We start from the raw sequence: 18,948 nt of genomic DNA, 5'->3' as shown, positions 1-18,948 counted from the left end.
ATGCCGCAGATTTCCGCAAACTGGCCCTAAGGCCAGATTGCGCCGCGCTTAAGTCCACCCTAAGGTGGCCGTCATGGCCATTTCAGTCGACACCTTCTTTCTCAACCCGGACGCCCAGGGCACCCTGCAGGCGCAGATCCAGGAGATGATCGCAGAGGGCATTCTGTCAGGCCGGTTCCGGGTCGGGGAGAAGCTGCCGTCCTCGCGTAAGCTGGCAGCGCATCTGGGCATCAGCCGGATCACGGTGACGCTGGCCTATACCGAGCTTCTGGCCAACGACTACCTCACCTCGCGCGGGCGTTCGGGGTATTTCGTGTCGGACAATGCGCCTGTGCCGCCGTCCTACACGCCGCAGCAGAAGTCCGGCGATTCCGTGGACTGGGGCAAGGCGCTGGCGCGCAGCTTTACCGGCGGCGACACGCCGCGGAAGCCCGAGGGCTGGCGCGACTACCGGTATCCATTCATCTATGGCCAGGCCGATGCCTCGCTGTTTGATCATGCCAACTGGCGGCTGTGTGCGCTGCGGGCGCTGGGACAGAAGGATTTCGCGGCGCTGGCCAACGACTATTTCGACCAGGATGACCCGCTGCTGCTGGAATACATCGCACGCCACACCCTGCCCCGGCGCGGCATTACTGCACGGCCCGAGGAAATCCTGATTACACTGGGTGCCCAGAACGCGCTGTGGATCACCTGCCAGTTGCTGCTGAACCGCGGGCGGCGGGCTGCTGTCGAAGATCCCGCCTATTACACCCTGCGCGACCAGGTGGTGCAGACCCGCTGCCAGGTCGATTGCATCCCGGTGGACGAAGGCGGGCTGCCGCCGGAGCAGATTTCAGAAGACACCGATGTGATTTTCTGCACTCCCAGCCATCAGAGTCCGACCACCTTCACTATGCCGATGGAGCGCCGCAAGGAGCTGCTGCAACGCGCCAGCGACATCGACGCGGTGATTGTCGAGGACGACTATGAATTCGAAATGTCCTTCCTTGGCGCACCGTCACCGTCGTTGAAGTCGCTCGATACCGAGGGGCGGGTGATCTATGCTGGCAGTTTCTCGAAGTCGCTGTTCCCGGGGCTGCGGCTGGGCTACATGGTCGGCTCGGAACCCTTCATCCGCCAGGCCCGGGCACTGCGCGCAAGCGTCTTGCGGCACCCGCCGGGGCATGTGCAGCGCACCGTCGCCTATTTCCTGTCGCTCGGCCACTACGACGCCCAGATCCGCCGCACCGCCAAGGTGCTGCATGACCGCCGCGCGGTGATCGAGGATGCGATCCGCAAGCATGGGCTGACCATTGCCGGTGTCGGCAGCTTTGGTGGCTCGGCCCTTTGGATGCAGGCGCCGGAGAATGTGGACGCCACTGCAGTGGCCGAAAGGCTCAAGGAAAAGAGCGTCATTATCGAGCCCGGCGCGCCGTTCTTTGCCGCCGAGCACCGCAAGCAGAATTATTACCGTCTGGGCTATTCCTCGATTCCCGCCACCCGAATCGAGCCCGGGCTGGCTCTGCTGGCCAAGGCGCTGAAACAAGGCTAAGCCACCCCCCGCTGCAAGTTGCGGCAAATGATACCAAACGTATCATTCAGTGAGCCACCGGATTTTATGGCGCTCTCACGCTGCAACTCGCTGATGCTTATGTGAAAATCCGGCGGTACTATTTTCATGGATCCAGTTTTGGACCTATCCGGGTTTCATAACTGGCCCTAACCCGGTCTGCACCCGCCCCCTAAACCAGAGTCAATTCCCGGCAGCGCGTCCGGGGGAATTCCGCGTCTCATTCAGGAGAACCCGCCATGAAAATGACCACCGAAGAAGCCTTCGTCAAAGTCCTGCAGATGCACGGCATCGAGCATGCCTTTGGCATCATCGGCTCTGCAATGATGCCGATCTCGGATATCTTCGAGCCTGCAGGCATCACCTTCTGGGACTGCGCCCACGAAGGCTCCGGCGGCATGATGGCCGACGGCTACACCCGCGCCACCGGCAAGATGTCGATGATGATCGCCCAGAACGGCCCCGGCATCACCAACTTTGTGACCGCCGTGAAAACCGCCTACTGGAACCACACCCCGCTGCTGCTGGTCACCCCGCAGGCCGCGAACAAGACCATGGGTCAGGGCGGCTTCCAGGAAATGGAACAGATGCGCATGTTCGCTGACTGCGTCTGCTACCAGGAAGAAGTGCGCGACCCGTCCCGCATGGCCGAGGTCCTGAACCGCGTGATCATGCAGGCCAAGCGCAACTCCGCGCCGGCCCAGATCAACGTGCCGCGCGACTATTTCACCCAAGTGGTGGACATCGAACTGCCGGCGGTTGTTGATTTCGAACGCCCCGCAGGCGGCACCGACGCGGTCAATGAGGCAGCTGAGCTGCTGTCGAACGCAAAGTTCCCGGTCATCCTGAACGGTGCCGGCGTTGTCATCGGCGGCGCGATCCCGTCCTCGATGGCCCTGGCCGAGCGCCTGGACGCCCCGGTCTGCGTTGGCTACCAGCACAACGACGCCTTCCCCGGCTCGCACCCGCTGTTTGCAGGCCCGCTGGGCTACAACGGCTCCAAGGCCGGCATGGAACTGATCTCCAAAGCCGACGTCGTCCTGGCCCTGGGCACCCGTCTGAACCCGTTCTCAACCCTGCCGGGCTATGGCATCGACTACTGGCCGACCGACGCGAAAATCATCCAGGTTGACATCAACCCGGACCGCATCGGCCTGACCAAGAAAGTCACCGTCGGCATCGTCGGCGACGCCAAGCAGGTTGCGGACACCATCCTGGGCAAACTGTCCGGCACCGCAGGCGACGAGGGCCGCGACGAGCGCAAGGCGCTGATCGCGCACACCAAATCCTCCTGGGCGCAGGAACTGTCCTCGATGGACAGCGAGCAGGACGATCCCGGCACCACCTGGAACGAGCGTGCCCGTGCTGCCAAGCCTGACTGGCTGTCGCCGCGCCGCGCATGGCGTGCGATCCAGGCCGGCCTGCCGAAGGACGCGATCATCTCCTCCGACATCGGCAACAACTGCGCCATCGGCAACGCCTACCCGTCGTTTGAGGAAGGCCGCAAGTACCTGGCCCCCGGCCTTTTCGGCCCCTGCGGCTACGGCCTGCCGGCGGTTGTCGGTGCGAAAATCGGCTGCCCGGACGTTCCGGTTGTCGGCTTCTCCGGCGACGGCGCCTTTGGCATCGCGGTGACCGAGCTGACCGCAATCGGCCGCGAAGAATGGCCCGCCGTGACCCAGGTTGTCTTCCGCAACTACCAGTGGGGTGCTGAAAAGCGTAACTCCACCCTGTGGTTCGACGACAACTTTGTCGGCACCGAGCTGGACACCCAGGTGTCTTATGCCGGTATCGCCAATGCTTGCGGCCTGAAAGGTGTGATTGCCCGCACTCAGGAAGAGCTGACCGACGCGCTGCGCCAGGCCTGCGAAGACCAGAAGAAAGGCATCACCACCCTGATCGAAGCGATGATCAACCAGGAACTGGGCGAGCCCTTCCGCCGCGACGCGATGAAGAAACCGGTTCAGGTTGCAGGCATCAGCAAGGACGACATGCGTCCGCAGAAAGTCTGAGACCATGGAATTGCCCTTTGACCTGTCCACCGGCCAAGGGGCATTTCTGGCCGCCGCGTTATTCGCGGCGGCCGTGATCCGCGGGTTTTCCGGCTTCGGATTTTCCGCGATCTTCATCATTCTGGCGGCTTTGACGACCAATCCACTGCCGCTGATCCCGGTGGTGTTTTCCTGCGAAATCGCCATGACCGCCTTTCAGGCCCGCGACATCCGCCCGCATATCGACTGGCACCGTGCCTTTGCCCTGCTGGGCGGCGCAGCCGTCGCAACCGTTCCGGCGATCGCCATCATGGCCCGGCTGGGGGAATACGAAGCGCGGCTGGCAATCTCGAGCCTGATCCTGGTGCTAAGCCTGGTGCTGCTGAGCGGCTGGCAAGTCAGCCGCCCCGTCGGGCGCAATGGCACCGCAGGTGTCGGCGCGCTGTCGGGTATCGCCAACAGCGCCGGTGTCGGCGGGCTGGTCACCGCGGCGTTCCTGACCGCGCAACCGGTGCCGCCTGCGGTGTTCCGGGCCACGATGATCGTGTTTCTGACCGGCATCGACATCATGGCGCTGCCGGTGATGGCCGCAAACGGGCTGGTGGGGCCTGAGACCCTGACCGGCATCCTGCTGGCCTTTCCTATTCTGGGCCTCGGCATCTGGGCCGGGTCCCGCACATTCCAGTTGGTCTCGCAGTCGCTGTTCCGCCGCGCGGTGGTGCTGATGCTGACCGCACTGTCGCTGATCAATATCGCACGGCTGGCGTTCTGACCGTCCCGCCCTGCCCCGAAACCGCTGCTACAGGACAATCCCCGTGACCCATACCTTGTCCCCGCTAGACCTGCTGAAGGCCGAAGCCCCCGCCATCCGCCCCGTCGTCGCGCTGAGCGAGGGCACCGACCCCCGCGTGGTGGCAGGCGCCCTGGCCGCGCATCAGGCGGGCATCGCCGATGTGATCCTGGTCGGCCCGCAGGCTGAGGTCGAAGCCGCCCTAGAGGCCGAAAGCGCCGAAGCCAGCGAAGGTGTCGCGATCCATGATCCGGCCACCTCTGATCTGACCGCCAGCTTTGCCGCCGAGTACTATACGCTGCGCAAGCATAAGGGCGTGGATGAGGCCAAGGCCCGGGCCGCCGCCGAAACCCCGCTGGTCTATGCCGCCATGCTGGTGCGGCTGGGCCATGCCACCGGCACCGTCGGCGGCGCCGTCCACACCACCGGCGACGTGGTGCGCAGCGCCATCCAGGTAATCGGCATGGCGCCGGATGCCGGCATGGTCTCCTCCTTCTTCCTGATGTACCCGCCGGAAGGCGCGCCTGAGGGCGCCCGGGCGATGCTGTACTCCGACTGCGGGCTGGTGATCGATCCCAAACCGGCCGAGATGGTTTCCATTGCCGCTGCCTCGGCCCAGTCCGCCAGCGCGCTGCTGCGGGTGGATCCGAAACTGGCCTTCCTCAGCTTCTCCACCAAGGGCAGTGCCAAGCACCCGGCGGTGGACAAGGTGACCGAAGCCCTGGGCCTGTTCCAGGACGCGCACCCGGAGCTGCCCGCCGATGGCGAGTTGCAGTTCGATGCGGCCTTTGTGCCCTCGGTCGGCGAACGCAAATCGCCCGGCTCTGCTGTTGCAGGCCAGGCGAATGTGATGATCTTCCCGAACCTGGACGCCGGCAACATCGGCTACAAGATCACCCAGCGGCTGGGCGGATACGCCGCCATCGGCCCGGTTCTTCAGGGCCTGGCCAAACCCGCCAACGACCTGTCGCGCGGCTGCAGCGCCGATGACGTCACCCAGATCATCGCCGTCACCATCCTGCAGGCCGGAAAAAAGAATACCCAATAATTATTAAGCATTGACATAAGGAGGGGCCGCCCTCCTTCTTCACAGTCAAACGAACGCCGCTTCACGCATTCGCCTTCAACAGGACCCGCCAATGACCCACCAGCAGCCAATCCTAAACACTTCGCCAAAGGTCTCTGACGAGATCCGGCGCACCACCTGCTATATGTGCGCCTGCCGCTGCGGCATCAACGTTCATATGAAGGACGGCAAGGTTGCCTATATCGAGGGCAACCGCGATCACCCGGTGAACAAGGGCGTGCTGTGCGCCAAGGGTTCAGCCGGGATCATGCAGGTCAACGCACCGTCCCGCCTGAAGGCCCCGATGATCCGCACCGGGCCGCGCGGTTCCGGCCAGTTCAAGGAAATCTCTTGGGACGAGGCGCTGGCGATTGCGGTGGGCTGGCTGGAACCGGTGCGTCACGAGGCGCCCGAGCAGCTGGCGTTCTTTACCGGCCGCGACCAATCGCAAAGCTTCACCAGTTTCTGGGCGCAAAGCTTTGGCACCCCGAACTATGCGGCGCACGGCGGCTTCTGTTCGGTCAACATGGCGACTGCAGGCATCTACACCATGGGCGGTGCCTTCTGGGAGTTTGGCCAGCCCGACTGGGACCACACCAAGCTGTTCCTGCTGTTCGGCGTCGCTGAGGACCACGACTCCAACCCAATCAAGATGGGCATCGGCAAGATCAAGAAGCGCGGCGCGCGGGTGATCGGCGTCAATCCGATCCGCTCGGGCTACAACGCTGTTGCGGACGACTGGGTCGGCATCACCCCCGGCACCGACGGGCTGTTCATCCTGTCGATGATCCATGTGCTGATGAAGGCGGGCAAGATCGACCTCGACTACCTCAGCCGCTACACCAATGCGCCGGTTTTGGTGAACGCCTCGGAAGGGCCCGAACAGGGCCTGCTGATGCGCGACGACGACGGCAAGATGCTGGTCATCGACCGCAACACCGGCAAGCTGACCCCGTTCGACCAGCCCGGCGTGCGCCCGGACCTGTCGGCGGTCTACGAAAAAGACGGCGTTACCCACCGCCCGGTCTTCCACCAGATGGCCGAGCGCTATCTGGCGGATGAATACGCGCCCGAAGCCGTCGCGGACAAATGCGGCATCCCGGCCAAGCGCATCCGCGCCATCGCAGGCGAGCTGGCCCGCGTCGCCTTTGACGAAGCGTTTGAGCTGGATCACGAGTGGACCGATTTCCGCGGCGAGAAACACACCAAGATGACCGGCCGCCCGGTGGCCATGCACTCGATGCGCGGCGTCTCAGCCCATGCCAACGGCTTCCAGACCTGCCGCGCGCTGCATGTGCTGCAGATCCTCTTGGGCACTGTCGAAGTCCCCGGCGGCTTCCGCTTCAAACCGCCCTACCCCAAGCCGGTCGAGGCGCATCCGACCCCGCACTGCAAGGCCACGCCCGATACCCCGCTGGACGGCCCGCACCTGGGCTTTGTCCGCGGGCCTGAGCATCTGGCCCTGAAGGAAGACGGCAGCCCGGCGCGGATCGACAAGGCGTTTACCTGGGAAAACCCGATGTCGGCGCATGGCCTGATGCATATGGTGATTTCCAACGCGCACGCGGGCGATCCCTACAAGATCGACACGCTGTTCATGTATATGGCGAACATGTCCTGGAACTCCTCCATGAACACCAAAGGTGTGATGGAGATGCTGACCGACAAGGATGAGAACGGCGACTACAAGATCCCGCATATCATCTACTCGGACGCCTATAGCTCCGAAATGGTGGCCTTTGCCGACCTGATCCTGCCCGACACCACCTATCTGGAGCGCCACGACTGCATTTCCCTGCTGGACCGCCCGATCTGCGAGGCGGATGCGGCGGCGGATGCGATCCGCTGGCCGGTGATCGAGCCGGACCGCGACGTGCGCGGCTTCCAGACGGTGCTGATCCAGCTGGCCAACCGGATGAAGCTGCCGGGCTTCACCAACGAGGACCGCAGCGCGAAGTGGAAGGACTACGCCGACTACATCGTCAACCACGAACGCAAGCCGGGCATTGGCCCGCTGTCGGGCTTCCGCGGCGAGGACGGCAGCAAGACCGGCCGCGGTGAAGTGAACCCGGAGCAGCTGAACCAGTATATCGAGAACGGCGGCTTCCATGTGGCCCACATCCCGGAAGGTGCGGATTACTACAAACCGTGGAACGCTGCCTATCAGGATTGGGCCGTGGGCATGGGGCTCTATGACAGCCCGCAGCCCTATCTGTTCCAGCTCTATGTGGAACCGATGCGCAAGTTCCAGCTTGCCGCCGAAGGCCATGGCGAGCGCCAGCCGCCGGAGCATCTGCGCCAGCGGGTCAAGGACGTGATGGACCCGCTGCCGATATGGTACGAGACCGACCAAGAAGGCAACGAGGGCTTCACCGTCAATGCGCTGACCCAGCGCCCGATGGCGATGTACCACTCCTGGGGCACTCAGAACGCCTGGCTGCGCCAGCTGCACGGCCGCAACCCGCTCTATGTCCCGACCAAGCTGATGCACGAGCACGGGCTGCAGGACGGCGATTGGGCCAAGGTCACCTCGCCGCACGGAGAAATCACCGTGCCGGTGATGGAGATGGCGGCGCTGAACAGCAACACCGTCTGGACCTGGAACGCCATCGGCAAGCGCAAAGGCGCCTGGGCGCTGGAAGAGGATGCGCCGGAGGCCACCAAGGGCTTCCTGCTCAATCACCTGATCCACGAGCTGCTGCCTGCCAAGGGCGACGGCATGCGGTGGGCCAACTCGGACCCGATCACCGGCCAGGCGGCCTGGTTCGACCTCAAAGTCAAAATCGAAAAGGCCGCTGCCCCGGCAGACCTGCAGGAAAGCCAACCGGCCTTCCCGGCGCAGGAATCCCCGGTCGGCACCGGCCCGAAAGAACTGAAGTGGAAAGTAGGCAAATGACCGAGCTCCCCAACTCCACAGACCGCAAGATGGGCCTGGTCATCGACCTGGACACCTGCGTTGGCTGCCATGCCTGCGTGATTTCCTGCAAAGGCTGGAACACCGAAAACTACGGCGCGCCCCTATCGGATCAGAACCCCTATGGCGGCGATCCCTCGGGCACCTTCCTGAATCGGGTGCACTCTTATGAGGTGCAACCGGAACAGGGCCACGCGCAGCTGATCCACTTCCCCAAGTCCTGCCTGCACTGCGAAGACGCGCCCTGCGTCACAGTCTGTCCCACCGGCGCCAGCTACAAGCGGTCGGAAGACGGCATCGTGCTGGTCAACGAAGACCACTGCATCGGCTGCGGCCTCTGCGCCTGGTCATGCCCCTACGGCGCGCGGGAACTGGATCTGGCCGAAGGGGTGATGAAGAAATGCACCCTGTGTGTGGACCGGATCTATAACGAGAACCTGCCGGAGGTGGACCGTATCCCCTCCTGCGTGCGGACCTGCCCTGCAGGCGCACGCCATTTCGGCGATCTGGGCGATCCGGACAGCGATGTCTCCAAACTGGTGGCAGAGCGCGGCGGCATGGATCTGATGCCGGAAATGGGCACCAAACCGGTGAACAAATACCTGCCGCCCCGGCCCAAGGACACCATCGAGGAAGAAATCGACATCCTCGCGCCGCTGCTGGCACCGGTCGCTGAGGAGCCGCAGGGCTTCATGGGCTGGCTGGACAAAGCTCTCGACAAACTTCCGGGAGGAGCGAACTGATGCATCCCGCACCATCCGTCATCATCTTTACCACCCTGTCGGGTCTGGGCTTTGGCCTGCTGTTCTTCCTCGGCCTCGGCCAGCCGGCCGTCACCGGCACCGTGGGTTTTGTGTTCTACGCCATCGCCTTTGGCCTGGCTTGCGGCGGCCTTCTGGCTTCCACCTTCCACCTGGGCCACCCTGAGCGCGCCTGGCGCGCCTTCACCCAGTGGAAAACCAGCTGGCTCAGCCGCGAAGGCGTCTGCGCTGTCGGTGCGCTGGCCGTCATGGGTCTGTATGCCCTTGGCGCCATCTTCATGGACAGCCATTGGACGCTGCTGGGCTGGATCGGGGCCGCACTCAGCCTGGCCACCGTTTTCACCACCTCGATGATCTATACCCAGCTCAAGACCATCCCGCGCTGGAACATGGAGCTGACGCCCGCGGTGTTCCTTTCCTTCAGCCTGGCGGGCGGCGCGCTGCTGGCCGGTGCCGAGGCCGTAGCCCCCTGGCTCTTGGCCATCGCAGGTGCGGTGCAGCTGGCCTATTGGGCCAAGGGCGACAAGGCGCTGGCGGCCTCCGGCACCAATCTGGGCACCGCCACCGGCCTGGGTGAGCGCGGTGCGGTGCGGGCGTTTGAGCCGCCGCATACCGGCTCCAACTACCTCTTGCGCGAGTTTGTGCATGTGGTTGGCCGCAAACACGCGCAGAAGCTGCGGATGATCGCTTTTGTGCTAGGTTTTGCCCTGCCGCTGCTGTTGATCCTGACCCCGGTTCAGGGCGTGGTGATCAAGCATCTGTTCGCTGCCCTTGCGGTGCTGTCGCATCTGGCCGGTGTTGCCACCTCGCGCTGGCTGTTCTTTGCCCAGGCTGAACATGTGGTCGGCCTCTACTACGGCAAACGCTGATCTTATCAGGGGCGCCCAATGCGGCGCCCCGAACTTTTTTCCGGATTTTTCTTCCGGCCCTGTCACAAACCGCCTGGCTGCCTCGTCCTGTTCCTGAAGCCATCAACAAAGGAACAGACAGATGACCCCGCGCCTCGACTATTTCACTCTCGCCGCCGACCTGTTTCAGCCGATGCTGCAGCAGGAGAAACTGTTCAAGGAGAGCAGCCTGGAACACAGCCTGGTCGAGCTGGTGAAACTGCGCGCCTCGCAAATCAACGGCTGCGCCTATTGCATCCACATGCACAGCCACAACCTGCGCGCCCACGGTGAAGGCGAAGACCGGATGCATTTGCTGAACGCCTGGCGCGAATCGCCGCTGTATTCAGACCGCGAACGCGCTGCGCTGGCCTGGTGCGAGGCGCTGACCCGTGTTGAAACAACTTCCGCGCCGGATGCGGATTATGCGGCAGTGGCGCAGCATTTCGAGCCGCGCGAGCAGGTGGCGCTGACGCTCTTGATCTCGGCGATCAACGCCTGGAACCGGATTGCAATCGGCTTCCGCACCCCGCATCCTGCCGCCCAGGAGGCAAGTGCCGCATGAAACCGCAGCAGCATCTAGAAGGAACCGATGCGTTCCTGGCAGCCCGGCCGCGATTGTTCGCGGCCGCCTACCGGATGCTGGGCACCGTAAGCGATGCCGAGGACATCCTGCAGGATGCTTTCTTGCGCTGGCAGGCAGCTCCGCAATCGCAGGTCCAGGATCCAACCGGCTACCTGATGCGGATCACCACGCGGCTGTGCCTGGACCAGTTGAAGTCGGCCCGCGCCCGGCGCGAGAGCTACCCGGGCGAATGGCTGCCCGAGCCGGTGCTGACCGAGGATGCCACCGAGCTGCTGGACCACGATGTCACGGTGGCGCTGCTCTTGGCACTGGAACGGCTGTCGCCGCTGGAGCGCGCAGCCTTCCTGCTGCATGACATTTTTGACGGCGCCTACGAGGACATCGCCGCCGCGCTGGAGCGTTCCCCCGAAGCCTGCCGCCAATTGGCGGCGCGCGCCCGGCGCAAGGTGCAGCAGCTGCCGCCCAAGGAGCCGGACAGCCCGGAACAGGGCCTGGAGCTGGCCGAGGCGTTCTTTCACGCCTCCCGCACCGGCGACATGGCGTCTCTGACCCGGATGCTGACCCAGGATGTGCAGCTGATTTCCGACGGCGGCGGCAAGGCGATGGCGGCGCTGAACCCGATTTACGGGCGCGACAAGGTACTGCGCCTGATCGAAGGCATTGCGCGCAAATACGGGCAAGGCGACCCGGACCGCTGGCGGACCTGCCGGCTGAACGGCCTGCCGGCCATCCTGCACTGGGCCGAGGACGGTATCCTGCAGGCAACCTCCCTGGAAATCCGGGACGGGCGGGTCTGCCGCATCTATGTGACCCGCAACCCGGACAAGACAGCGCATCTGGCGGAGGCGCTGGAGTAGAGCGGGCGGGAGGGGCCAGCCCCTCTTGCCCCTTCGGGGCAATTCACCCCGGAGTATTTCGGACCAGAAAGAAGCAAAAGGGCGGCGCTCCGAAGGAGGCCGCCCTAACGGGTTCGCATTTTGGGCCGAGGCTTACAGCAGGCCCGCGTGCACCATGGCGGCGTCAATGGCGGCCTTGGTGCTTTCCTCCAGCGTGGTCAGCGGCGAGCGGACCTCTTCGCTGCACAGGCCGAGCTTGCTGAGGCCGTATTTCGCACCCGCGAGGCCGGGCTCGATGAAGATCGCCTCATGCAGCGGCATGAGCTTGTCCTGGTATTCCAGCGCTTTTGCGTAATCGCCGGCCAGGGTGGCAGCCTGGAACTCGGAGCAGAGCTTGGGGGCCACGTTGGCGGTGACCGAGATGCAGCCCACGCCGCCATGGGCGTTGAAGCCCAGCGCGGTGGCGTCTTCGCCGGACAGCTGGATGAAATCCGCACCGCAAGCGGCGCGCTGCTGGCTGACGCGGGCGATGTCGCCGGTGGCGTCTTTCACCCCTACAATCCGCGGCAGCTTGGCCAGCTCACCCATGGTCGCAGGCGTCATGTCGACGATCGAGCGGCCCGGGATGTTGTAGATGATGATCGGGATATCGGCACAGTCATGGGCTGCGGTAAAATGCTGCAGAAGCCCGCGCTGGGTCGGCTTGTTGTAATAAGGGGTCACAACAAGTGCGCCGTCGGCGCCGGCTTTCGCGGCAAACTCGACGAATCGAATCATCTCGACGGTGTTGTTGGAGCCCGCACCGGCAATCACCGGCACCCGGCCACCCGCTGCCTTGACGGTTTCCGCGATGACCAGTTCGTGCTCGTCATGGGTCAGGGTCGGGCTTTCGCCGGTGGTGCCGACCGGCACCAGGCCGGTGGAGCCTTCGGCAATTTGCCATTCCACCAAGCGTTTGAGCGCATCCAGATCCAGCTCGCCGTTCGAAAACGGGGTGACGAGTGCTGGCATAGAGCCTTTGAACATGGGCACGCTCCCTTCGCTAGTGGTGCAGGCGGCAATCCGCCGCCGTCAAGATATGGAATGCCGGGGATTTGAGTTGATACCGGCACGCCAATGAGTAACGTTCAAGCCTCTATCCCCGGACTGCTGGAAAATGCAAGAGATGACACGCATCCTGGCCCTGTTTCTGCTGATTGCCGCAGCCTTTGCCGCGGCGCCTGCCCAGGCGCGCGGGCTTGGCGATGCATTGGAATTGATACGGGCCGAAAAATGGGATGACGCCGCGCGTGAGGCCGGGAAGCGGCAGAGCGTGTCCCGCGACATCATCGAATGGCACCGGCTGCGGGCCGGGCTGGGCTCTGCCCGGGATGTGACGGCATTCCTGGCGCGGCGGCCGGACTGGCCCGGACTGGCCTATTTGCGGCGTCAGAACGAGGATGCGATTGCCCGGGCCGGCCGGGAAACCATCCTGGCGTTCTATACCAAAGACCGTCCGCAAACCGCCGAGGGCGCGCTGAGCCTGGGCAAGGCGCTGATCGCCTCAGGACGGCGTGGCGACGGTGAGGCGGAGATCGTGATGGCCTGGCGCACCATGGCGATGGGCAGCGCCATTCAGAAGGGCTACATGCGGGACTTTTCCAAGCTGCTGAAGCCGCATCACAGCGCACGGCTGGACCGGCTGTTGTGGGACAACCACCTGGTCAGTTCCAAACGGATGCTGCCGCTGGTGCCCGAGGGCGAGCGCAAGCTGGCCGAGGCACGCATCGCGCTGCAGGAACGCGCGCCGGGGGTGGATGGCATGATTGCGGCGGTGCCCGCCCGGCTGAAAGACGCGGCGGGGCTGGCCTATGACCGCTTTGCCTGGCGCGACCGCAAGCGGCTGCAGGACAGCGCCATCGCGATGATGATGGAGCGCAGCACCAGCGCCAAGGCCTTGGGCGAGCCCGGCAAGTGGCTGCGCCGCCGCCGCGACCTGGCGCGGCAGCTGATGCGCGACAAGGACTATGAGCGCGCCTACCAGCTGGCCGCCTATCACTTCTCCACGCCCGAGGACGGGTATGGCTATTCCGATTGCGAGTGGCTGGCCGGCTATATCGCCTTGCGCAACCTGCACGATCCTGAGCTGGCCGCAGTGCATTTCCAACGGTTCCTAACCTCGGTCGAGACCCCGATCTCGGTCAGCCGCGGCGGCTATTGGCTGGGCCGGGCCCATGCGGCCATGGGTCAGGCAGACAAGGCCTATGAGGCCTATGCCCAGGCGGCGGAGTATCAGACTGCCTTTTACGGGCTGCTGGCCGCCGAGCAGCTGGGCCGTCCGTTTGACCCGGCGCTGACCAAGCCGGCGGAGCTGCCGGATTGGAGCACGGCTGAGTTTGCCAAATCCTCGGTCACCCATGCAGGTCTGGAGCTGCTGAAGGCCGGCGAGCTGGCCTTGGCCGAACGCTTCTTCACCCATCTGGTCGAGACCCTGCCGCCGGTGCAGGCGCGCCAGCTGGGGCAGATGGCGGTGGAGCTGGATCAGCCGCATCTGGCAGTGATGATCTCGAAACGCGCAGCACGGCGCGGGCTGGAGCTGGAAGGCGCCTATTACCCGCTGCACCCGGTCGCCAAGCGGCAGCTGCCGATGGCCGAGGAGATGACCCTGGCCATTGCGCGGCGCGAAAGCGAGTTTGACCCGGGCGTGATCAGCCACGCAGGCGCGCGCGGGCTGATGCAGGTGATGCCTGCCACCGCCAAGCTGGTGGCGACCGAACTGGGCATTCTGGCCAATCACAAAACATCGCGCCTGACCGCCGAGTGGGATTACAACGCCAAGCTGGGCGCCAACTATCTGGCCGGGCTGGCCGGCGCGTTCCGCGGCAATGTGGTGATGATGGCCGCGGGTTACAACGCAGGCCCCCACCGTCCCAAGGCTTGGATGGAGCGCTACGGTGATCCGCGAGACGGAGATCCGGACATCATCGACTGGATCGAGCACATCCCCTTCAACGAGACCCGCAACTACGTGATGCGGGTCACCGAAAGCCTGCCGGTCTACCGGGCCCGGCTCGGCAAGACGCCCTTGCCGGTGCCCTTCTCGCAGGAGCTGAGGGGCTCAACCCTTCACGCGTTCGCGCCATAGGGTGAACAGGCCCGCGCCGATGATGATCGCCGTGCCGATGGCCACGTTGGCACGGATCACCTCGCCAAACACGGTGACGCCCAGGATGGCGGCCCAGATCAGGTGGAAATAGGCAAAGGGCTGCACGGCGCTGGCCTCGGCCATCTCGTAGCATTTGATCAGCAGCCAGTGGCCGGTGACACCCGAGACGCACAACAGCCCCATCCACAACCAGTCATCGGGGCTCATCGGCTCCCAGTACCACATGCCCACCGCCGTCATGAAAACCATGCCGGAGATCCCGGTCCAGAAAAAGCTGGTCGCGGTGCTATCCTTGCGTGCGGCATAGCGGGTCACCAAGCCGTAGACCGCAAACATCAGTGCCGAGATGAAGGGGATGATGGCGGCCACGTCAAACACCCCTGCCCCCGGCTGCAGGATGATCAGAACGCCAATGAGGCCGACGCCAATAGCCGCCCAGCGCCTCCAGCCGACGCTTTCGCCCAGCACCGGGCCGCTGAGCGCTGCTACCAGCAGCGGGTAGCAGATGAACACCGCCAGGCTGTCCACCAGCCCCAAGAGGGTGAAGCCGTAAACCGCAACGCAGATCTCACCCGCCAGCAGCACGCCGCGGAAAATCTGCAGCCCCAGCTGCCCGGTCTGCGCCGTCTTGCGGATGCCGCCGGGCGCGCGCGCCGCCAGCGACAGCACAAACAGCGCAAAGAACCAGTAGCGCACCATGATCACCATGAAGGTGTTGTACTCGCCCGCCAGATGCCGCGAGATGCCGTCCTGCAAGGCAAAGACCACGGTCGCCGCGATCATCAGCAGGATGCCGGCGGTGACATTGTTGGTCTGCGCCGGTATAGGTGCTGCCTGGGTCATGCCTTTGTCGCCTTTGTCATATGCCGCTTGCGCCCGTAGCCGGGGATGCGGGTCACCTCAAATCCTGCCGCCTCCAGTCCGCGGCGCACAAAGCCTGCTGCGGTATAGGTCGCCGCCGAGCCGCCCGGTGCGGTATGCGCCGCAACCTCAGCCATCAGCGCCGCTTCCCACAGTTCGGGGTTCTTGGCCGGAGAGAACCCGTCCAGAAACCAGGCATCCGCCCGTCCTGTCCACTCCGGCAGCGACATGCGGGCGTCGCCCTGGATCACCTCCAGTTGCAGGGTTCCCAGATCGCAGGCGCCTGTGCCCTGCCATTCTGCCAGGAAGCGGTCTGCCCAGGGGGCCACGGCGGGAAAGGCCTCCAGCGCCTTGGCCATATCGGCAGGCGCCATCGGGAAGGCCTCGAAACTGGTGAAGCGCAACGGGCCTTCCTGCCCCGCCCCTTCCCAAGCACGCCAGGCAGCCAGCATGTTGAGGCCGGTGCCAAAGCCCAGTTCGGCGATATGAAACCCCGGTGCAAACCGCGCAGGCAGATCGTTGCCGGCGAGGAACACATGCTCCGTTTCCGCCAGCCCGTCGTGGATCGAGAAATAGGGATCATCGAACTGATCCGACACCGGCACGGTGCCATCGCGCCAGCTGAGGCGGGCCTGCTGGTCTGCCATGCTATAATCCTCTAAGCGGTTGTGCGGAACGGCGCGACACTGGCGAAAGGAACGGCAAATGGCAATGGCAGATGTCAAAGCAGATATCACGGTGCGCGGCGCAGGCATCTTTGGCCTGTCGATTGCCTGGATCTGCGCCCGGCGCGGTGCTGCTGTGCAGGTGGTGGACCCGTTCGGCGCCGGTGCGGGCTCCAGCGGCGGGCTGGTCGGCGCCCTCGCCCCGCATGTGCCGGAGAACTGGAACCCCAAGAAACAGTTCCAGCTGGAAAGCCTGCTGATGGCGGAAAGCTTCTGGGCAGAGGTCGAGGCCACCGGCGGCGTCTCGCCCGGCTATGGCCGCACCGGCCGGCTGCAGCCCGTCAATGACGCCCGCACCCTGGAGCTTGCCCGCCAGCGGGAAGCCACCGCGCAGGAATTCTGGAAAGACGCGGCTGAATGGCGGGTCTGCGAGGCGGGCAGCCTCGGCCCCTGGGTGCCGCCCAGCGCCACCGGCTATGTCATCCACGACACCCTCAGCGCCCGCATGCACCCCCGCCGCGCCTGTGCCGCGCTTGTCTCCGCCCTCGCCGTGATGGGGATCGAGGTTCAGCCAGAGGCCGCGGACCAGGGAAAGGTGGTCCACGCCAAGGGCTACACCGGCCTCATGGAGCTGAACGAGGCCTTTGGCAAGACCGTTGGCGGAGGGATCAAGGGCCAGGCCGCGCTCCTGCGCTTTCACGAAGGCGAAGTGCCGCAGCTTTTTGCCGATGGGCTGCACATCATCCCGCATGCCGACGGCACCCTGGCGATCGGCTCTACCAGCGAACGCGATTTCGAGGACGGCAAAACCACCGACGCACAGCTGGATGACGTGATCGAGCGCGCCCGCACCGCCATCCCGGTGCTGCATGGCGCCGAGGTGATCGAACGCTGGGCCGGGGTGCGTCCCCGCGCCAAGTCCCGCGCCCCGATGCTGGGCGCCTGGCCCGGCCGCGACGGCCATTTCATCGCAAACGGCGGGTTCAAGATCGGCTTCGGCATGGCCCCCAAGGCGGCGCATGTGATGGCGGACCTGCTGCTGGAAGACAAAGACAGCATCCCGCAAGGCTTCCGGATCGAAGACAACCTCTGACCCGGCGCGCGCCCTGCCCTTTGGCGGGTCAAGGGCGGCGCAGCCGCCGCGCGGCACGCGCGGTTCACCCTTGAGGCGTCAAAGGGCAATTCACAATGGGTCAGGCCCATTCAGGGCAAACCTGCCCTAAATGGGCGTCTCAGCAGAAACCCCTTGCGCCGCGCAGCGGCGCTACGCCCAAGCCGCTAATCTGCCCGGCAGGGCAGCTTGGGGCGCGGGAGTGCCCCCGCCCCCCCTCAGCCGCAGGGCACCGCGACCGCGCTCATGCATTGCCGCCCGTCCGGCCCGCGCACCCACAGGTCCTGACCGTCGCGGCACAGCTCCGCGCTTTCGAAATGCATCAGGGGAGACGTCGCCCGGAAGGCAAACTCCGCCAGCGGCCCCATCAGTTCCTCCGCCAGCAGCATCAGCTGCTGGGCCAGCAGCGGGCCATGCACCACCAGCCCTTCGTAGCCTTCGACATCGCGGGCATAGTCCAGGTCATAGTGGATCCTGTGCCCGTTGAAGGTCAGCGCCGAATAGCGGAACAGCAAGGTTGAGCTGAAGGAAACCTGCCGCGCATCTGTCTCATCGCTCCGCGCCGCCGGCGGCACCGGCCTTGGCGCAGCCGGGTCCGGGTCCTCGCGGTAGACCAGGTCATGCCATTCAGCAAGGCACAGCCGCCCGGCCTGCCGGATCTCATGGCGCAGGGTCACCAGGCCCAATGGGCCAGTGCGGCCGGCTTTGCGCTCCGCCTTCTCCAGCACGGACATCTTTTCGGCCGCAACGCCTGCCCGCAACGGCGTCTCAAACCGCAGCCGCCCTCCGGCCCACATCCGCCGCGGCAGGCCCAGATCCGGGATCAGCCCGGCGCCGCCGACTTTCGGGTGGCCGTCCCGCCCCAATTCCCCAGGCGGCAGCGGTGTCCAGAAATAAAGCTGGTGGAAAAACGGTGGCAGCGCGCTGCCTGTTTCAATGTCCGGTTCCAGTCCCAGCGCAGTCTGAAAGGCAGCAGCCCGGACCGGGTCCATCAGGTCGGTCAAGTGCTGCGCAGGTCCAGCGGAGGCGGCAGAAGCGGCAGTGTCAGTACTCATGCCGCCACCTTAGCCCGCCGCATCCGCAAGGCAAGCTCAGCGATCCAGCTCCGCGCGCAGTTTCTGCATAAGCCGGGTCAGCGTGCCCTCGTAGTGCTCGCTGATCAGCCGCCCGGCCTCATCGAACTCCTTGCCGGAGCCCGCCAGGTGCACACCCGGGCCGGTGATCAGCCGCGGCTGGAACGGCACCAGAAAACCGCGCAGCAGTGCCTGCGCCTGTTCGCCGCCGGCCCGGCCCGCCGCTGCCGACATCACTGCAACCGGCTTGTCCGCCCAGGGGTTGCCTTCAGTGCGGCTCACCCAATCCAGCGCATTCTTCAGCACGCCCGACGGGCCCTTGTTGTATTCCGGGGTCGAGACAATCACCGCGTCTGCCGCTGCAATCTGATCCGCCAGCGCCTGCACTGCAGGCGGAATGCCCTCAGCAGCCTCGGCATCGCCATCATAGAGCGGCAGGTTCAGGTCCGCCTCGGTTACGGACGCCGGGCCAAACACCCGGGCGGCTTCTGCCAGCAGCTTGCGGTTGGTGGCCTCCCGGCGCAGCGAGCCGGACATGGTGAGCAATACGGGGCCGGTCATTGGGCAATCCTTTGTATCTGTCTTGGTTGCCCCATCATGTATGCGGCCGCCCCGCCCTGGAAACATCCATGCACGCGCAGCCCCTGTGCAGTTGTACAAAAGACCTCTGCTCAAAGAAAAAGCCCGCCCCAAAGGGACGGGCCTGGAAT

16 protein-coding genes are annotated in these 18,948 nt (G+C 64.9%); 11 read left to right on the top strand and 5 right to left on the bottom strand.

Going from position 1 to position 18,948, the window contains the following annotated elements; all coding sequences use genetic code 11:
- Positions 1-73 precede the first annotated feature (73 nt).
- The 9 genes from pdxR (at position 74) to ACXAEH_RS18210 (ending at position 11,404) form a co-directional block, all read left to right on the top strand.
- Positions 74-1,534 carry a MocR-like pyridoxine biosynthesis transcription factor PdxR gene (pdxR, locus tag ACXAEH_RS18250; RefSeq protein ID WP_475034783.1) on the top strand — a complete coding sequence of 487 codons (1,461 nt, stop codon included), beginning with the start codon at positions 74-76 and terminating at the stop codon, positions 1,532-1,534.
- Positions 1,535-1,791: 257 nt separating this feature from the next.
- Positions 1,792-3,564, top strand: a complete 1,773-nt coding sequence (xsc, locus tag ACXAEH_RS18245) for a sulfoacetaldehyde acetyltransferase (RefSeq protein WP_039149528.1) — start codon at positions 1,792-1,794, stop codon at positions 3,562-3,564.
- Between the two features lie 4 nt (positions 3,565-3,568).
- Positions 3,569-4,315 (top strand): sulfite exporter TauE/SafE family protein, encoded by a 747-nt coding sequence (locus ACXAEH_RS18240; protein WP_475034782.1) that lies wholly within the window; start codon positions 3,569-3,571, stop codon positions 4,313-4,315.
- Between the two features lie 43 nt (positions 4,316-4,358).
- On the top strand, positions 4,359-5,381 hold the full coding sequence (gene pta / locus ACXAEH_RS18235) for a phosphate acetyltransferase (protein ID WP_475034780.1): 1,023 nt from the start codon (positions 4,359-4,361) through the stop codon (positions 5,379-5,381).
- A gap of 91 nt (positions 5,382-5,472) precedes the next feature.
- On the top strand, positions 5,473-8,295 hold the full coding sequence (locus ACXAEH_RS18230) for a molybdopterin oxidoreductase family protein (RefSeq protein ID WP_475034779.1): 2,823 nt from the start codon (positions 5,473-5,475) through the stop codon (positions 8,293-8,295).
- Positions 8,292-9,056 (top strand): 4Fe-4S dicluster domain-containing protein, encoded by a 765-nt coding sequence (locus ACXAEH_RS18225; protein ID WP_475034778.1) that lies wholly within the window; start codon positions 8,292-8,294, stop codon positions 9,054-9,056. The genes ACXAEH_RS18230 and ACXAEH_RS18225 overlap by 4 nt, the downstream gene beginning before the upstream one ends.
- The gene (locus ACXAEH_RS18220) at positions 9,056-9,943 is read left to right on the top strand and encodes a dimethyl sulfoxide reductase anchor subunit family protein (protein ID WP_475034777.1); all 888 of its coding nucleotides are present in this window, start codon (positions 9,056-9,058) and stop codon (positions 9,941-9,943) included. Before ACXAEH_RS18225 ends, ACXAEH_RS18220 begins: the two co-directional genes overlap by 1 nt.
- A gap of 121 nt (positions 9,944-10,064) precedes the next feature.
- Positions 10,065-10,526: a carboxymuconolactone decarboxylase family protein gene (locus ACXAEH_RS18215; RefSeq protein ID WP_475034775.1), complete on the top strand. Its 462-nt coding sequence runs from the start codon at positions 10,065-10,067 to the stop codon at positions 10,524-10,526.
- Positions 10,523-11,404: a sigma-70 family RNA polymerase sigma factor gene (locus tag ACXAEH_RS18210; protein WP_475034774.1), complete on the top strand. Its 882-nt coding sequence runs from the start codon at positions 10,523-10,525 to the stop codon at positions 11,402-11,404. The genes ACXAEH_RS18215 and ACXAEH_RS18210 overlap by 4 nt, the downstream gene beginning before the upstream one ends.
- Before the next feature lie 132 nt (positions 11,405-11,536).
- Here the strand turns inward: ACXAEH_RS18210 and dapA are convergent, their stop codons facing one another.
- Complete coding sequence (dapA, locus tag ACXAEH_RS18205) at positions 11,537-12,409, bottom strand: 4-hydroxy-tetrahydrodipicolinate synthase (protein WP_475034772.1); 873 nt, start codon at positions 12,407-12,409, stop codon at positions 11,537-11,539.
- A 139-nt stretch (positions 12,410-12,548) separates the two neighbouring features.
- On the opposite strand from dapA, the gene ACXAEH_RS18200 reads away from it, so the two are divergent.
- Entirely contained in the window at positions 12,549-14,507 is a 1,959-nt protein-coding gene (locus tag ACXAEH_RS18200; RefSeq protein WP_475034771.1) for a lytic transglycosylase domain-containing protein, read from the top strand.
- Here the strand turns inward: ACXAEH_RS18200 and ACXAEH_RS18195 are convergent.
- Positions 14,481-15,371, bottom strand: a complete 891-nt coding sequence (locus ACXAEH_RS18195; RefSeq protein ID WP_475034770.1) for a DMT family transporter — start codon at positions 15,369-15,371, stop codon at positions 14,481-14,483. The genes ACXAEH_RS18200 and ACXAEH_RS18195 overlap by 27 nt on opposite strands.
- Positions 15,368-16,036: a tRNA (5-methylaminomethyl-2-thiouridine)(34)-methyltransferase MnmC2 gene (gene mnmC2 / locus ACXAEH_RS18190; RefSeq protein ID WP_475034768.1), complete on the bottom strand. Its 669-nt coding sequence runs from the start codon at positions 16,034-16,036 to the stop codon at positions 15,368-15,370. The genes ACXAEH_RS18195 and mnmC2 overlap by 4 nt, the downstream gene beginning before the upstream one ends.
- Before the next feature lie 64 nt (positions 16,037-16,100).
- Between mnmC2 and ACXAEH_RS18185 the strand changes: the two genes are divergently transcribed.
- On the top strand, positions 16,101-17,147 hold the full coding sequence (locus ACXAEH_RS18185; RefSeq protein WP_475034767.1) for an NAD(P)/FAD-dependent oxidoreductase: 1,047 nt from the start codon (positions 16,101-16,103) through the stop codon (positions 17,145-17,147).
- Positions 17,148-17,383: 236 nt separating this feature from the next.
- On the opposite strand, the gene ACXAEH_RS18180 is transcribed toward ACXAEH_RS18185, so the two are convergent.
- Together ACXAEH_RS18180 and ACXAEH_RS18175 are read right to left on the bottom strand one after the other, a co-directional pair.
- A complete protein-coding gene (locus tag ACXAEH_RS18180; RefSeq protein WP_475034765.1) occupies positions 17,384-18,220 on the bottom strand; it encodes an HTD2 family dehydratase in 837 nt (278 codons plus the stop codon).
- A 36-nt stretch (positions 18,221-18,256) separates the two neighbouring features.
- Positions 18,257-18,799, bottom strand: coding sequence for an NADPH-dependent FMN reductase (locus ACXAEH_RS18175; RefSeq protein WP_475034764.1), 543 nt, complete (start codon positions 18,797-18,799; stop codon positions 18,257-18,259).
- Positions 18,800-18,948: the final 149 nt, after the last annotated feature.

The sequence above is a fragment of the Leisingera sp. ABM4_060 genome (genome assembly GCF_056158765.1).
Note: the sequence above shows the minus strand (reverse complement) of the source record. Positions and strands in the feature narration are given on the sequence as shown.

Excerpts from the sequence above, each read along its gene's own strand:
- ACXAEH_RS18185 (WP_475034767.1), top strand. The coding sequence starts at position 16,101 with ATGGCAGATGTCAAAGCAGATATCACGGTGCGCGGCGCAGGCATCTTT.
- ACXAEH_RS18210 (WP_475034774.1), top strand. The coding sequence starts at position 10,523 with ATGAAACCGCAGCAGCATCTAGAAGGAACCGATGCGTTCCTGGCAGCC.
- ACXAEH_RS18230 (WP_475034779.1), top strand. The coding sequence starts at position 5,473 with ATGACCCACCAGCAGCCAATCCTAAACACTTCGCCAAAGGTCTCTGAC.
- mnmC2 (WP_475034768.1), bottom strand. The coding sequence starts at position 16,036 with ATGGCAGACCAGCAGGCCCGCCTCAGCTGGCGCGATGGCACCGTGCCG.
- ACXAEH_RS18225 (WP_475034778.1), top strand. The coding sequence starts at position 8,292 with ATGACCGAGCTCCCCAACTCCACAGACCGCAAGATGGGCCTGGTCATC.
- ACXAEH_RS18180 (WP_475034765.1), bottom strand. The coding sequence starts at position 18,220 with ATGAGTACTGACACTGCCGCTTCTGCCGCCTCCGCTGGACCTGCGCAG.
- ACXAEH_RS18175 (WP_475034764.1), bottom strand. The coding sequence starts at position 18,799 with ATGACCGGCCCCGTATTGCTCACCATGTCCGGCTCGCTGCGCCGGGAG.
- ACXAEH_RS18200 (WP_475034771.1), top strand. The coding sequence starts at position 12,549 with ATGACACGCATCCTGGCCCTGTTTCTGCTGATTGCCGCAGCCTTTGCC.
- ACXAEH_RS18195 (WP_475034770.1), bottom strand. The coding sequence starts at position 15,371 with ATGACCCAGGCAGCACCTATACCGGCGCAGACCAACAATGTCACCGCC.
- xsc (WP_039149528.1), top strand. The coding sequence starts at position 1,792 with ATGAAAATGACCACCGAAGAAGCCTTCGTCAAAGTCCTGCAGATGCAC.
- ACXAEH_RS18240 (WP_475034782.1), top strand. The coding sequence starts at position 3,569 with ATGGAATTGCCCTTTGACCTGTCCACCGGCCAAGGGGCATTTCTGGCC.
- ACXAEH_RS18215 (WP_475034775.1), top strand. The coding sequence starts at position 10,065 with ATGACCCCGCGCCTCGACTATTTCACTCTCGCCGCCGACCTGTTTCAG.
- ACXAEH_RS18220 (WP_475034777.1), top strand. The coding sequence starts at position 9,056 with ATGCATCCCGCACCATCCGTCATCATCTTTACCACCCTGTCGGGTCTG.
- dapA (WP_475034772.1), bottom strand. The coding sequence starts at position 12,409 with ATGTTCAAAGGCTCTATGCCAGCACTCGTCACCCCGTTTTCGAACGGC.
- pdxR (WP_475034783.1), top strand. The coding sequence starts at position 74 with ATGGCCATTTCAGTCGACACCTTCTTTCTCAACCCGGACGCCCAGGGC.